Below are 14585 nucleotides of genomic sequence, written 5' to 3'. Positions count from 1 at the left end.
GCTCTATTCATCCCAGTCGTCGACAAACTCGAACTCGTAATCAAGCAACCGGATCGTGTCTCCGTCTTTCGCGCCGCGCTCGCGCAGCGCATCATCCACTCCCATCGCCTTAAGCTGGCGGGCGAAGCGGCGCACCGATTCTTCGCGCGAGAAATCCGTCATCTTAAACAACTTTTCGATTTTGTCGCCCGCCAAAATGAATGCTCCATCACTGGCGCGGGTGATCGTAAACGGCGGCTCCTCTTTTTCATATTTGTACACGACGCGCTGCACGGCCGGATCTTCCCGTTCATGAAGGGGGAATTCCGGCGTCGTTTCCAACAGGTCGGCGACGGCAAACAACAGCTCGCGCACTCCTTGTCTTGTCGCCGCCGAAATCGGAAAGACCGGCACCGCATCGCCAACTTTCTCTTTGAAGCGGCGCAAGTTTTCCTCGGCGTTCGGCATGTCCATTTTATTGGCGGCAACAATTTGCGGCCGCTCGGTCAAGCGCAAATTGTACTGTTTCAGCTCTTCGTTGATGACGAGATAATCGTTGTACGGATCACGCCCTTCGACCGCCGCCATGTCGATGACATGGACGATGACGCGCGTCCGTTCAATATGGCGCAAAAACTGATGCCCAAGCCCGACCCCTTGATGGGCCCCTTCAATCAATCCCGGCAAGTCGGCCATCACAAAACTGCGCCCATCTTCTGTTTCGACAACGCCCAAGTTCGGAACGAGCGTCGTAAAATGGTACTCGGCGATTTTCGGACGGGCTGCGGAGACGACCGACAGCAACGTCGATTTGCCGACGCTTGGAAACCCGACCAGCCCGACGTCAGCGAGAAGCTTCAGCTCTAAAATGATGTTGCGCTCTTCGCCCGGTTCGCCGTTTTCCGCAATTTCCGGCGCTGGGTTGGACGCCGTCGCAAATCGGGTGTTGCCGCGCCCGCCGCGCCCACCTTTGGCAACGACAAATCGTTGTCCCGCTTCTGTCAAATCAGCCAGCACTTCGTTTGTGTCCGCATCAATGACGACCGTCCCAGGCGGCACTTTGACAACCAAGTCTTCCGCATTTTTTCCGTGTTGATTTTTCGACATGCCGTTTTCGCCGCGCGGCGCTTTAAAATGGCGCTGGTAGCGGAAATCCATCAACGTCCGCAGCCCTTCATCCACGACAAAGACGACATCGCCGCCTTTGCCGCCGTCTCCGCCGGCCGGCCCGCCTTTTGGGACGTATTTTTCCCGGCGGAACGCGACCATGCCGTTGCCGCCGTCCCCGCCTTTCACATAAATTTTCACCTGATCAACAAACATGGCTGTTCCTCCGATTCGCTTCCATCATGGTATCATGGTGAAATGAGTATGACTAATACTTATTATTGTATACAGAGTCGATTCCATGATGTCAATATGTACGCAAGCATCGGCCGTCTGCAGGCTGGCGGGCGGTTCAAGCCCAGCCGCCGCTTTTCGGCCCGATTGGATCGATCCGTCCGCACTCCATGGGCTCGTCCATTCTCCTTCGTCCACTCAACGATCAAGATTCCGCCGCCAAAAGCTCAAGCTCCACCGTCAATTCGCCCTCGCCAACAGCAAACGACGCGAGCCGAAGCGGCGGTGATGGTTCACAGCGCTCAAGCCAAGCACGAATGGTTTCGCCATCCCTAAACGTGCCGCGGTAATCCAAAAACAGCGCCGCCCGTCGGTCGGACAGTTCAATGGACAAACATAAATGGTTTTCTGTCCGCTCATCGGATTGCGCTTCGAGCAGACGAAAAAATGCGCGGCACCATTCAGCCAGCTGTTCATCACACCGCGACCAATCGGCTTCGCCGTCCGTGATTTCATACTCAAGAACGAGCGGGCGCGGCTCCCAGTTATAAGTCATGACAAGCTCAGCGAACCGCTCAGCCTTCAAATTTGTCAATCGCGCTTCCTGATGCATCTCGCCGATCATGTCTTCAATAATTTCCTGCACCCGTTCGATTTTATTAAGCGCCAAATGCCCTTTGATGAGCTGGATTTTGTTCAACCAGTCATGGCGAGCATGGCGCATCACCTCAACGACAGTCCATCGCTTCTCCATCCGACGCTCCCCTATCCACTAAGCGCAGGCTCCCTGCCTCGCTTGGAGTTCCGCCTCCCGGCTATGGGGGAGGCATGTATTTTTACTATAACATTTTTTGACATTAAACGAGAACGATTTTTCTACGCCAAAAAGAAAAAAACTCTAACCGAACGGTTAGAGCTTTTTCCACATCGATTACGCTTCTTGGCTGACCGGATAGACGCTGACGCGTTTGCGGTCACGGCCGAGCCGCTCGAAGCGGACGATGCCGTCGATTTTCGCATACAGCGTATCGTCGCCGCCGCGGCCGACGTTCAAGCCCGGATGGACTTTCGTTCCGCGTTGACGGTACAAAATCGAACCGCTGGTGACGAATTGACCGTCAGCCCGTTTTGCGCCAAGACGTTTCGCGATCGAGTCGCGGCCGTTTTTTGTCGAACCGACCCCTTTTTTCGAAGCAAAAAATTGCAGGTCAAGTCTCAGCATGGCAGTCACCTCCCGCTAGATGGATGTCACGCGGATAAATGTTCCGTAATCGCGTTCGATCGTCTTTAGTGAAACGACCATCGCTTCCAACAACAACTGCACTTTCTCTGCCGCCGCTTCTTCCAGCTCCGGAAGCTCGCAGCGGAGGTAGCCGCCGTCTTTGCCGAGCGAAACGTGCGGGCTTACGCCAATAAGTGTCTCGATGGCGTTGATCGTGCCGAACGAGACCGCCGAAGCGCCGGCGCATACAATGTCCTGCCCGCGTTTCGCAAAATGGGCATGCCCTTCCATCGTAAACGCGCGGATGCGGCCGTCCGCTTCCCGTTCAATCGTGACGCGGATCATCTTTACGCGTTGATTTTCTCGATGACGACTTTCGTGTACGGCTGACGGTGGCCTTGTTTGCGGCGATAGTTCTTTTTCGCTTTATATTTGAAGACGATAATTTTCTTTTGTCGGCCGTGTTTTTGCACTCTCGCCGTCACGGTTGCGCCTTCGACCGTCGGGTTGCCGATTTTCACCGTTTCCCCGCCGACGAACAGCACTTTGTCAAACGTGACCGTATCGCCTTCATTCGCATCCAATTTTTCGATGTAAATTTCTTGGCCTTCTTCGACTTTCAATTGTTTGCCGCCAGTTTCGATAATTGCGTACATGCATCGCACCTCCTTCATGGACTCAGACTCGCCAGCGCCAAGGCGGCCCAGGACGGAGCGCTTCATCGCCCGCGCTGAGCGGTTGTAGTGCGGGTGCGTCTTTTTGCGACAGCCGCCCTCTTTTGCCCTTGTTGGCAGGACAAAAAGTCTACAACGTCATTTATCGTAACATAGAAACGGCCGGCCGTCAACCGTCACCTTCGTCCCCCGGCGGACGATGATGAAACGGCGCAAATGACTATATAGATGCCATTTGAAGCTTTTACTGAGCATTGGATCGACTCGATTGTCGAAAAAATAAGTGGCTTCTCCGCCAAAGATATGTTAAACGTTTTCGTTGCATCATATAGCCACAATCAATAGATGAGAGCGCCAAGCGGCGCATCGGCTCGCTTTTCGGCAAAAAACGCATGCAGCAGCTCGTTTTCATCGAGCGTCGCCCGTTCGCTCCCGTCGCGAACGACGATGATCGCATGCTTTTGTCCGCGGTAAAATCGCTGCAACACGGCCGAGATGCATTCGTCCGCCGGCGCCGTAATCGTCCGCAGCTTTGTATAGCCGCCTTTGTTTCCATAATACCGCTCAAGCAAAAAGCGCATAACGACATACGGATGCTGCTTTTGCTCCTGCAAAAGAGCATGAGCCAAAAAGCCGGCGATCGCCCATAAATCAAGCTGGCGCGGCGCCAACACCAACAAAAGAACGACGCCGACAGCAAGCGCGGCGGCCGATACGGCGACCGTGTTCCGGTGCGCTTCGCTGAACGGGCGGCGGTAGGACAGCAGTAGAAACAATAGCTTGCCTCCATCCAGCGGCCAGATCGGCAGCAAGTTCAAAGCGAAAATGGCCGCATTGTAGCGAAAAAAGAGCTCCCAGCTTCCGCCATCCATCATGCCGGCCTTCCACAAACAAAACGCCGCCGCTACGAGCCACAGATGCTGGGCCGGCCCGGCGAGCGTCACGATCCACTCCTCGCGGAATGGGCGGTTGCCGTACTCTTCGACTTCCGCCACTCCGCCGAACGGCAGCAGCAAAATCCGCTTCACCCGCCAAGAGAAAAACGCGGCTGCCGACGCATGGCCGAGTTCATGAACGAGGACGATGAAAAACAATAGGCAAAGCTGCTTGAAATGGGCGGTAAGCACCGCGATGCCGCCGATCAGCCATAACAGCGGGTGGACGTGCAGCTTCCCGAGCAGCGCTATATACTTATTCAAAGGAAATCACCTGAATCGGATCGATAAATTCATCTCCTTGTTTAATAGCAAAATAAAACAGCCCTTTCTGTTTATTTACCTCGCTCGCCTCGGCCGTGCCAACTTCCTGCCCCATTTCTACAAAATCATACAATTTCACCGAAATGGCCCCCAAATGTCCATACCATGTCTCCGTGCCGTCCGCATGTTGGATGATGACCGTTTTGCCGAGACGGTCTTTCGTACCGGCAAAGGTGACAATCCCTTCTTTCATCGCTTCCACTTTGGCTCCATTCTCGGTTTCGATCGTCACGCCCTCCCCGTTTTTTTCAAAACTTTCCAAAATCCGTCCAGAAGCCGGCACTGCATAGGATGAAGCCGTTTTCACCTTTTCTTCCTTTTTCGGGGCGAAAAAGGCAAGCGGCTCGCCGAACGTTTTTTCATACCAGGCTGAGACGGCCGCAAACTGAAACTCCGTTTCCATCGTCCTCTTGACAAACTGGCGCGCTGGATCGAGCGAAGCGGACGGATGCCGGAACAAAATGGCCGTCACGAGCACGAGACAAGCGGCTATGAGCGTTTGAAAAAGAAACCACTCCTTGCGAAATAGCGGATGCGGCTCTGATTCAAACGAATAGCGGTCATACGTGACGACCGGCAGCCCGTACCGCTCCTCGTCCGCCGCTTCCCAATCCGGTTCCTTTCGCCGCTTCGCCTCATAATATTGGCGCTCTTTTCGCCGCCGTTCAATCCGTTTTCTGATTTCCCGAACACGTCGGTCCATACGTCCCCCCTCCACCTTTCCAACAACGTTTGTACTAATTTATGAGACAACCTGTTTGAATATGAGCGTACATTGGAAACCGGCATAAAAAGAAAAAGGAGGCCCGACTTAACCCCTCCCTATGCCCAAATATCTTTTAATCTCCATATCTCGCACGACAACACATTGACGTTGCCGCCCTCTGCGAATAAGTCGACCAATTGGCTTGCCTTGCCCGGATAAATTCTTCCGGTCATCACGATTTTTCCGCCGTTCACAAACAGCTCAATCGACGAGCGGTCAATAAAGACATGGAACACTAGTGTTGTTTGGCCGCGGATGTTTAAACGGGCGCGCCGAATTCCTTTTTCCCCTTGGCCGGAACGGTTTCGGTCGAAGATTACTGCTGAAGAGGCCGCATCATACATGAGCACCGTTTCCTCCTCAAAATCCGGGGAACAACGCACTTTTAATCCGAAGGAGCGGCCTTGGAAATCCTGTAAAGAAAATTCGATCTTCATCTCCAAACGGTCACCGTGGACCGTCGACAAATAGCCGCGCTGGCCGGGGACGACCGTAAAAGGCGGCTGCTGGATATGCTGTTCGCGAAGCAGCGAAAGTTCAGGGATCGGGCGCATAACGAGTTCTTCTTCCTCATCAAGTTCAAGCAGCCGCGGAATCGTGAGCGCCCCGGCCCATCCCCGTTCCTGCGTCGGCATGGCAGATTCCCACATATCCATCCAGCCGAATAAAATCCGTCTTCCTTTTTCATCTAAAAACGTTTGTGCCGCGTAAAAATCAAACCCTTTGTCAAGCTCTTTAAATTCACCATGGACAAATTTCCCCGTCTCATAATCCAATCGCCCAACAAGGTATCCTGTCTGATGCAAATTGTGAAACCGGTCGCCTTCCGGTTCTATTCCTTGTGGAGAGAAGAGAAGGATATCTTTCCCTTTCAAATGGAAGAAATCTGGACATTCCCACATATAGCCCAATGTACCATCGCTTTCAGCTGCTACGCCGACAAACTGCCATTGGCGGAGGTTACGCGACCGGTAAAGGATGACCTTGCCATTGTCTCCTTCCCGCGTACCAAGCACCATATACCAGTCATCTCCGCGCTTCCATACTTTTGGATCGCGAATATGACCTTGGCAATCAAAAGGCGGCTCAGCGATTACCGGATTGGCCGGATCCTTTTGAAAATGGATGCCGTCGCGACTCACCGCCACACATTGGTATTGTTTTAACTGTGTTTGTTTTTCATCGAGCCATACATTCCCTGTGTAAATCAATGTAAGCACCCCGTTGTCATTGACCGCACAGCCTGAAAAGCAGCCCCCCGAGTCGTACGGTTCGCTCGGAGCCAACGCGATCGGGAGCCGCTCCCAATGGACCAAATCCTTGCTTTTCACGTGTCCCCAGTGCATTGGGCCCCATGCCGGGCTGTCGGGATGAAACTGATAGAACACATGATATTCTCCATTAAATTGGATCAACCCGTTCGGGTCGTTCATCCAATTAACGGGCGGCATAATATGATAGGCGAGGCGATATTGACGGTCATTCAGGGAGCGTTCCGCAAGCTTGACACGTTTTTCTGCTTCTGCTATAAGTCTGTCATGGTTGGACATGGTGGGTCATCCTTTCTCTTATGCATTCAGTCTTTCAACTCATCGTTGAGATTTCATTGTTTCATAATCTTCTTATTCCTTGGATATATTAATATAGAGGCAACGAAAGTATAATCACTTCTCGATTAGTAAAACCGTCAACAAAACTGCACCAACTCCTCCCAACCTCTCTGTATTACAGTTTTTTAGAATATCATCCGAACAGAGAGGGGCAATTTCCTAGTATTTCCGAAATTGCCCCCGTTCTTTCTCTTATTTCAAACTAAATATTTTCCGAATCTTTGAAAACAGCCCCTTCTCCTCTTCCTCAAGCGGCGGGAGCGGCACCGACTCGCCGAGGATGCGGCGGGCAATGTTGCGGAAGGCGATCGACGCTTTGCTGTTTGGGTCCAGCACAATCGGCTCGCCGCGGTTCGACGCTTTGATCACGTTTTCATCGTCGGCGATAATGCCGAGCAACTCGATCGATAAATGCGAGATGATTTCGTCGACATCCAACATATCGCCGTTTTTCACCATATGGCTGCGAATGCGGTTGATGATGAGGCGCGGCGGTTTGACGTGCTCCTCCGCTTCAAGCAAGCCGATGATGCGGTCGGCGTCGCGGACCGCCGACACTTCCGGCGTCGTGACGACGATCGCTTCATCCGCGCCGGCGACAGCGTTGCGATAGCCTTGTTCGATGCCGGCCGGACAGTCGATGAGCACATAATCGTATTCCTGTTTCAGCTCCTCAATGAGCTGTTTCATTTGTGCGGGGTTGACCGCCGACTTATCGCTCGTTTGCGCGGCCGGCAACAAATACAAATAGTTATCGAACCGCTTGTCTTTCACAAGCGCTTTTTGCACCGTGCAACGCCCTTCAACGACATCGACCAAATCATAAATAATTCGGTTCTCAAGCCCAAGCACGACATCGAGGTTGCGCAGCCCGATGTCGGTGTCAACAAGGCACACCCGCTTCCCTAGAATGGCGAGGGCCGTCCCAAGGTTCGCGGTCGTCGTCGTTTTGCCGACGCCGCCTTTTCCGGAAGTGATGACGATCGCTTCTCCCACGGTCACATTCTCCTTTCTAAGCGCGTCAAGTTCGGCCGCAAATGCATAAGCAGCTGAAGGCGGTCGACAACAATTTGGTTATGCTCATCAATATAGGCGCATTCCATTTCATTTCCTTCATCCGTTTTCGAATCGGGCGCTCGGCTCATGATGTCGCCGATGCGCAGCTGCATCGGTTTCATGACCGATGCCGCGATGATCGCCTGTTTATTGCCGGCATACCCGGCATGGGCGATGCCGCGCAAGGCGCCGAGAATGAAAATGTTGCCTCCGGCAATGACCGTTCCGCCAGGGTTCACGTCGCCGATCAGCAGCAAATCCCCTTCGACATGAAGCACTTGTCCCGAACGGACAATGCGCGAAACGGGCACAATTTCCGTTTTTCTCATCCATTCTATCGCTTCTGCTTTCGACATGACATTGCTTTCGATCGAATCGACGACCAAATTTTTTGAACGGCGGATGAGCGCACGCACCTCTTCCTCTTGGGCAGGCGTCAAATACCGGTTCCCGATTTTCAGATGAACAGAGACAAGAGGGCTGTCTGGCGCGACGCCAGCTTGTTTGACAAGCCGCTCCTCGATTTCTTTCAATAAATCATCATACGAGCAGCGGTCATCGAGATGCAGCGTCAGCCCATCTTTCGTCCCTTTAATCGTCACGTACTGCTGCTTTTGTTTCGCCACAACGTTCACCCCAACGAATAATTCTACAAAACGGGCCGTTTTTCCTCTTTTATTCTTCCTGCTCAAACCGGCGAATTTTTGTCAATCGCCGTTCGAGCGGGTACGAAAAGACGAGCAAAAACGCGACGTTCAGAAGCAGCGTCGGCCATAGACGGCGGTTCCAAAAAACAGAAAACGACCAATCGGTCCGCCCGATCAACAGCTGGATGCCGTAGACATAACTGTCAAGCAACAAAATGGAAAGCAGCGACAAGAGCGATGCAACAAACCAGTTTTGGTGGAACCATTTCATCGCTTTGCCCGCCAAGTAGGCTATAAGCGTATAGGCAAACGCATAAACACCGAGCAGCTCTGTGTAGACGCAGTCATACAGAAACCCGAAGATGAATCCGTACCCCATCGCCCGCGTCCCGCCGAAATGCATCGCTGTGAACACGAGAAAAACAAGAAAAAACCGGGGAACAAAAAAATAGTGGACATACAAATCGCCTTTTGGCCATACATCAACAAAAAGGCTCTCACTCACAAAACATAACACCGCAAGGAAAGGGAGACGCCACTTGTTCACTTTGCCTCCTCCTTTTCCTGCAGTGCTGCATCGATGGTTCGTTTCACAATCATGACATCGTCAATATCATACAAGTTGGCAAACGGCTTGACATAGACGACTTTCGTCAATCCGTATTGGTCCGGCTTGATCTCGGTCACCTCACCGATCGGCAGCCCTTTCGGAAACACGCCCCCAAGACCGGAAGTCAACACTTTTTGCCTTTTTTCCACTTTGGCGTCAATCGGAATTTCTCCGAGCAGCAACTCGCGCCGCTTCTCATCGTAGCCTTCGATCAACCCAAACACGTTTTCCTTTCCTTGGATATAAGCGGAAATGCGGTTGTTTTGGTCAAGCGCGCTTAACAACTGCACAGTGGACGTAAATTGGGAAGCGTGCTGCACCTTGCCGACAAGCCCCGCTGGGGTGATGACGGCCATATCTTTTTTCACGCCGTGTTGCTCGCCTTTGTTGATGATGATCGTTTCCCGCCAACGATCCGGGTTCCGCCCGATCACCGTCGCCTGAATCGAAACAAAATCACGCAAGCTCTCTTTTTTATCGAGCAACGCGCGCAACCGTTCGTTTTCTTGCCGCAGCGCCTCGACCTCGGTCTCAAGCGCCGCATATTCCTCAAGTCTCGCCTTCAGCAGTTCGTTTTCCTTATATGTACGGCGAAGATCGCTCACATTTTCAAAGAAGCCCGCGACGTGCTGGGCGGGCTTCCCAAACAGAAGCTGAACAAAACCGGCCGTGTCTTTTACGAACTGCTCAGGCCACGTCAACTCGTCGCGGCTGCGCAGCGAAAAGCCGATCAACATGACAAGGATGACGATGCTGACGAGCAAAAAAATGAGACGCTTATTCCCAAAAAGCTGTGGCATGCGTCACACCTTCTTATCGTCAGCGATAGTCTCTCGCCTTGTTTTTAAACAAGTCGATGTGGTCGAGCGCTTTCCCGGTGCCGATGGCCACACAATCAAGCGGATTTTCCGCGACGATGACCGGCATGTCCGTCTCTTTGCTGATAACCTTGTCCAAATTGCGCAACAACGCTCCACCGCCTGTCAGCACGATGCCGCGGTCCATAATGTCAGCCGCCAGCTCCGGCGGTGTTTTTTCGAGCGTGTTTTTCACCGATTCGACGATCGCATAAACCGTATCGTGCAACGCCTCAGCCACTTCTTCGGCGCTGATTTCGATCGTTTTGGGCAGCCCAGTGAGCAAGTCGCGGCCGCGAATTTCCATGTTTCCGATCCCTTCCGGATTTCCGGCTGAGCCGATCTCGACTTTAATCGCCTCCGCCGTCCGTTCTCCGATCATCAAATTGTACGTTTTACGGATGTATTGAATGATCGCCTCATCCATTTCATCGCCGGCGATGCGAATCGACTGGCTCGTCACGATGCCGCCGAGCGAAATGACCGCCACCTCGGTCGTACCGCCGCCGATGTCGACGACCATGCTCCCGGTCGGCTCCCACACCGGCAAATTGGCGCCGATCGCGGCCGCAAACGGTTCTTCAATCGTATAGGCGTCGCGCGCTCCAGCCTGGCGCGTCGCATCGATGACCGCGCGCTCCTCCACGGCCGTGATGCCGTACGGCACGCATACCATCACATACGGCTTGCTGGCAAACAACCCTTTCGTTTTGACGGCCTTGCGAATGAAATATTTCATCATCGTCGCCGTCGTTTCATAATCGGCGATGACGCCGTCTTTCATCGGGCGAAGCGCCACGATGTTGCCCGGCGTGCGCCCGATCATGTTTTTCGCTTCATTGCCGACAGCGACGATTTGCTTCGTGTCGCGCTGAATGGCGACAACCGACGGCTCGCGCAAAACGATCCCTTTTCCCTTCACATAAACGAGCGTATTCGCTGTTCCTAAGTCAATCCCGAGATCTTTCGTCCCAATTCCAAACATATGATCGATCTTCCTTTCCGAAACGAAATGCATATAGATTTTCTATTGACAACATGGATCGGATGTCAAGTCATTTATAAATTGTACAACACCGCCCGAACGGATTCGGAAAAACCCATAGTTGATATTATAACTGATTCGACAAAAAATGAGAACCGTCAGACATAGCCTTTTTCTTTCAAACTGACGAATTTTTGATCGCCGATGATGAGGTGATCCAAGAGCTCGATGCCGATGATGCGGCCGCATTCCGCGAGCCGTTTCGTCACATCGATGTCTTCGCGGCTTGGAGTCGGATCACCAGAAGGGTGGTTATGCACACAAATGACTGAGGCGGCGGAACGTTTGATCGCCTCTTTAAACACTTCGCGCGGATGGACAATTGAGGCGTTTAAACTGCCGATGAACACCGTTTTGCGGTAGATGACTTGATTTTTCGTATTTAAATAAATGGCGACAAAATGTTCTTGTGATAAAAAGCGCATATCTTCCATGACGTATTTCGCTCCGTCTTCCGGGCAACGAATCACATAGCGGTCGGCGCCGCCGGACTGGTGGATGCGTCGGCCGAGCTCCAACGCCGCCAAAATTTGCACGGCTTTCGTCGGCCCGATCCCTTTGATGTTCGTCATTTCTTCGACCGTTGCATCTTTGAGCGACCTCAGCCCCTCAAAATGGCGAAGGAGACGCTGGGCGAGCTGCACGACCGACTCCTCCTTCGTGCCCGTGCGCAACAAAATGGCGATCAGTTCATGGTCGGATAAACTTTCCGGCCCTGATGACAGCAGCCGTTCACGCGGTCGGCTGTCTTTCGGCACATCGCGGATCATCCACGCCATCATACTCCCCCTTTTTGTTTTGCTTCATCGAAAGATGGAGAGGCTTGAACCGCCCCTCGGTACGACAGCAGAATCCGTTTGCGAAGCCGTTCTTTTGCAAAAAAGCGCCAGACGGCGGCCGCTTTTGCTTTGATCTATGCCGTCGGCCACCCGAGCCGGCGCAATTCCCTGACCGTCCGCGACAGCGGCAGGCCGACGACCGTCAAATAGTCGCCTTCGATCCGTTTGACAAACAAGGCGGCTCGTCCTTGAATGCCGTAAGCCCCCGCCTTGTCCATCGGCTCCCCGGTCGCAATATAAGCAGCGATTTCCTCGTCATCGAGCTCCCAAAACGTGACTGCTGTTTTTTCCGCAAACGATGTGATGGATCCATGAGGGGGTGCGATGGCGACGCCGGTCCATACGTCATGCGTCCGCCCGGACAAGAGGCGCAACATGGCGAATGCTTCTTCTTTCGTGCGCGGCTTCCCTAACAAGCGGCCGTCGCACACCACGATTGTATCAGCGCCAAGAACGTATGCATCGGGGACAGACGGCGCCACCGCCTGAACTTTCCGGCGGGCAAGCAGTTGGACAGCTTCATCAGGGGGCGTTCCGGGGGCGATCGTCTCATCGGCTTGGCTTTCCTGCACGTCAAACGGCCAGCCGGCCAGCTCGAGGATCTGCCTGCGGCGCGGGGAGCGGGAAGCAAGCACGAACCGTGGAGGCATCGTTCATTCTCCTTTCACTCGTTTCGGCTCGGAAGATTCATTTGTATCGTAGCAAATTTTGCGGTGAAAGGCAATTTTCTGTATGCATGCCATTTGAAGCATGAACATTTGCAGATTTTACTAAGCATTTGATCGACTGCCGGTCGACCGAACAACGCCGCTTTGAGACCCATGTATGGGTCTGTAAAGCGGGTGGTTGTTCGGGCTTCCAAGCCACAGGCTTGCCTGCGACAGTCGAAAAATGGACAAACGGCTTTTCCGTCAAGGATATGTTAAACGTTTTCGCTGCCATCTATATGAAATGGGCAAAAAAAACGGGGCTTCTAGCTCCCTAGCGGCACCAATTCGATATAAGCAGCAAGCGCCTCGAGCAGCTGTTGCTGGGCTTTGGCCAACAGCGCTTCATCCCGTTGCTCTTTGTATGCGGCAAGGGCGGCATACGCCTGCTTCAGCGCCTCGATATAGCCTCCCGCTGTTTTGCCGTCGTCCATTTTGCTTTTTTCGAATGCATCATACACGGTTTGCAACGTCCGCCAATCATCCTCGCCGACATTCCGGCCGCTAAGCAAGGCAACGGAGACTGACGCCATCTGTTTGTACAGAGCCTCTCCCTTTTGGACAACCTCTAAACGGCGCGCTTTTGCATCCGCAGAAAACAACAGCTCTTTGACGTACGTGCTCGACACCGCTTGGCGATATTTATCGTTGACCGCCCGCAACGTTTCCTTATCCGCGCCGACGGCGATATAGAGCGCTACCGGTTTTTGCCCCGCAACGACGACCGGAACGCCTGCTCTTTTGATCGATTCGGACGCCTGCTTGGCCGCCGCCGCATTCGAATAGACGCCAGCTTGAATGACCGCAATGGAAAACGGCGCTCGTATGACGCTCTCTCTCCCTTCTTCGCCCGCCGTCGTTTCAGGCTTTGTCAATTCCACCATCGCTTCAGATGCCGGCGACGAAGCAGATTTTTCCTTCGGAATGATGCGCAGCACCGTCATGCCAAACGCCATGCCGATCAACGCAGCGACCAACGCGGCGGCGAGCAGCGACTTGGCTTGAGCCGGCAACCGCCATGGCCGACGTCTGCCGCTTTTCTTTTGTTGCATCACCTCGGAAACGGAAATGACCCGTTCATCCGCCTCAAGGGCGGCCGCCTCTTCCCAACCCGTCGTTTCAACATCTTCTCGAACTTGCCCATCCTCCGTAACCCACAGGCCTGTTGATGGCTTGCCTGCGGATGGTCCGCCTTCTTGAAACACGCTCACTTGGCGGCTGTCATCCGCCTCGTTTTTGGCTCGCTGTCCTTTCCCTAGATGGCTGTCCACCGGATATCCACCCGACTCCTCGGACGGCCGCCCTTCCGACGAACGCTCCACAGTAAATGGGCGGGGCTTGCCGTTGATATTCACCATAATACGCATGCGCTGCTTGTCCATTTGGCCACCGTCCTTCTTCATGCTTCGATTTCTTTCGCCTATCTTACCACAAACGAAAAAAAAAAGAACAAGACATTTGTCGTCTTGTCCCGGCTTCTGTTCTTCATTTTCCGACATCAACGGTTGCGAATCGCCTCCGTCCCCAGCGCTTCGACAGGAATCGGCTGCTCGCGCCCCTCATAAGTGCAAAGCTGCTTTGTCTCGCCTTTCAAGCAAACGGCGTAATCGACCCCGCCGTCCTCCCGCTTCGTCACAAGCACGTACGACGAATTCGTTTCCGGGGGCAGCACATTCCCGGTAAACGGATCACGGATCAGATCAAGCAGGCCGTTTTCCACCAACTCTCCATACGACAATACGGCAGAAGAACGGGCTGGCAAAAACTCCACTTTTTCCGCGCCGACATACAGCCGCGCCGCTTCATATAGTCCATACGCATCGGAAACAAACGCCCGCTCGCGCGCCCGATCAATCATCTTCCACATGGCAAGACCGATGATCATCGCCATAATGCCGATGATCACCAACACAGCCAAAAGTTCAATGAGGGTCATCCCCCGCTTCATGCGAATGAGCATATCGGACTTCCAC

General features: G+C 53.4%; 17 protein-coding genes and 1 other annotated feature. All 17 genes read right to left on the bottom strand.

Annotation, left to right across the window (positions count from 1 at the left end):
- Positions 1–3: 3 nt before the first annotated feature.
- The gene (obgE, locus tag BJQ97_RS04680; RefSeq protein WP_044730706.1) at positions 4–1302 is read right to left on the bottom strand and encodes a GTPase ObgE; all 1299 of its coding nucleotides are present in this window, start codon (positions 1300–1302) and stop codon (positions 4–6) included.
- 223 nt (positions 1303–1525) lie between these two features.
- Entirely contained in the window at positions 1526–2074 is a 549-nt protein-coding gene (locus BJQ97_RS04675) for a sporulation initiation phosphotransferase B (protein WP_160155697.1), read from the bottom strand.
- 177 nt (positions 2075–2251) lie between these two features.
- Complete coding sequence (rpmA, locus tag BJQ97_RS04670; protein ID WP_011232084.1) at positions 2252–2542, bottom strand: 50S ribosomal protein L27; 291 nt, start codon at positions 2540–2542, stop codon at positions 2252–2254.
- Between the two features lie 15 nt (positions 2543–2557).
- Positions 2558–2887, bottom strand: coding sequence for a ribosomal-processing cysteine protease Prp (locus tag BJQ97_RS04665; protein ID WP_011232085.1), 330 nt, complete (start codon positions 2885–2887; stop codon positions 2558–2560).
- 2 nt (positions 2888–2889) lie between these two features.
- Positions 2890–3198 carry a 50S ribosomal protein L21 gene (gene rplU / locus BJQ97_RS04660; protein WP_011232086.1) on the bottom strand — a complete coding sequence of 103 codons (309 nt, stop codon included), beginning with the start codon at positions 3196–3198 and terminating at the stop codon, positions 2890–2892.
- 14 nt (positions 3199–3212) lie between these two features.
- Positions 3213–3292, bottom strand: a sequence feature (ribosomal protein L21 leader region).
- A gap of 262 nt (positions 3293–3554) precedes the next feature.
- The gene (locus BJQ97_RS04655; protein ID WP_160155696.1) at positions 3555–4415 is read right to left on the bottom strand and encodes a site-2 protease family protein; all 861 of its coding nucleotides are present in this window, start codon (positions 4413–4415) and stop codon (positions 3555–3557) included.
- Positions 4408–5178, bottom strand: a complete 771-nt coding sequence (locus BJQ97_RS04650) for a M23 family metallopeptidase (RefSeq protein WP_160155695.1) — start codon at positions 5176–5178, stop codon at positions 4408–4410. Before BJQ97_RS04650 ends, BJQ97_RS04655 begins: the two co-directional genes overlap by 8 nt.
- Before the next feature lie 119 nt (positions 5179–5297).
- A complete protein-coding gene (locus BJQ97_RS04645) occupies positions 5298–6791 on the bottom strand; it encodes a glycoside hydrolase family 32 protein (protein ID WP_160155694.1) in 1494 nt (497 codons plus the stop codon).
- 252 nt (positions 6792–7043) lie between these two features.
- Complete coding sequence (gene minD / locus BJQ97_RS04640; protein ID WP_013144615.1) at positions 7044–7847, bottom strand: septum site-determining protein MinD; 804 nt, start codon at positions 7845–7847, stop codon at positions 7044–7046.
- Between the two features lie 2 nt (positions 7848–7849).
- On the bottom strand, positions 7850–8542 hold the full coding sequence (gene minC / locus BJQ97_RS04635) for a septum site-determining protein MinC (protein WP_013144614.1): 693 nt from the start codon (positions 8540–8542) through the stop codon (positions 7850–7852).
- Positions 8543–8582: 40 nt separating this feature from the next.
- On the bottom strand, positions 8583–9101 hold the full coding sequence (gene mreD / locus BJQ97_RS04630; protein WP_160155693.1) for a rod shape-determining protein MreD: 519 nt from the start codon (positions 9099–9101) through the stop codon (positions 8583–8585).
- Complete coding sequence (gene mreC, locus BJQ97_RS04625; RefSeq protein WP_160155692.1) at positions 9098–9964, bottom strand: rod shape-determining protein MreC; 867 nt, start codon at positions 9962–9964, stop codon at positions 9098–9100. Before mreC ends, mreD begins: the two co-directional genes overlap by 4 nt.
- A 19-nt stretch (positions 9965–9983) precedes the next feature.
- Positions 9984–11006, bottom strand: a complete 1023-nt coding sequence (locus BJQ97_RS04620; protein WP_160155691.1) for a rod shape-determining protein — start codon at positions 11004–11006, stop codon at positions 9984–9986.
- 158 nt (positions 11007–11164) lie between these two features.
- Entirely contained in the window at positions 11165–11845 is a 681-nt protein-coding gene (gene radC, locus BJQ97_RS04615) for a RadC family protein (RefSeq protein ID WP_160155690.1), read from the bottom strand.
- Positions 11846–11979: 134 nt separating this feature from the next.
- Complete coding sequence (locus tag BJQ97_RS04610; RefSeq protein ID WP_160155689.1) at positions 11980–12555, bottom strand: Maf family protein; 576 nt, start codon at positions 12553–12555, stop codon at positions 11980–11982.
- A gap of 323 nt (positions 12556–12878) precedes the next feature.
- Positions 12879–13994 (bottom strand): stage II sporulation protein D, encoded by a 1116-nt coding sequence (locus tag BJQ97_RS04605; RefSeq protein WP_160155688.1) that lies wholly within the window; start codon positions 13992–13994, stop codon positions 12879–12881.
- A gap of 116 nt (positions 13995–14110) precedes the next feature.
- Positions 14111–14572, bottom strand: a complete 462-nt coding sequence (locus BJQ97_RS04600; protein ID WP_160155687.1) for a type II secretion system protein — start codon at positions 14570–14572, stop codon at positions 14111–14113.
- Positions 14573–14585 lie beyond the last annotated feature (13 nt).

The sequence above is a fragment of the Geobacillus sp. TFV-3 genome (genome assembly GCF_009901865.1).
In the GTDB taxonomy this organism is placed as follows: Bacteria; Bacillota; Bacilli; order Bacillales; family Anoxybacillaceae; genus Geobacillus; species Geobacillus thermoleovorans_A.
The sequence above is the reverse complement of the archived record's forward strand: the minus strand, read 5'-3'. Positions and strand labels throughout refer to the sequence as shown.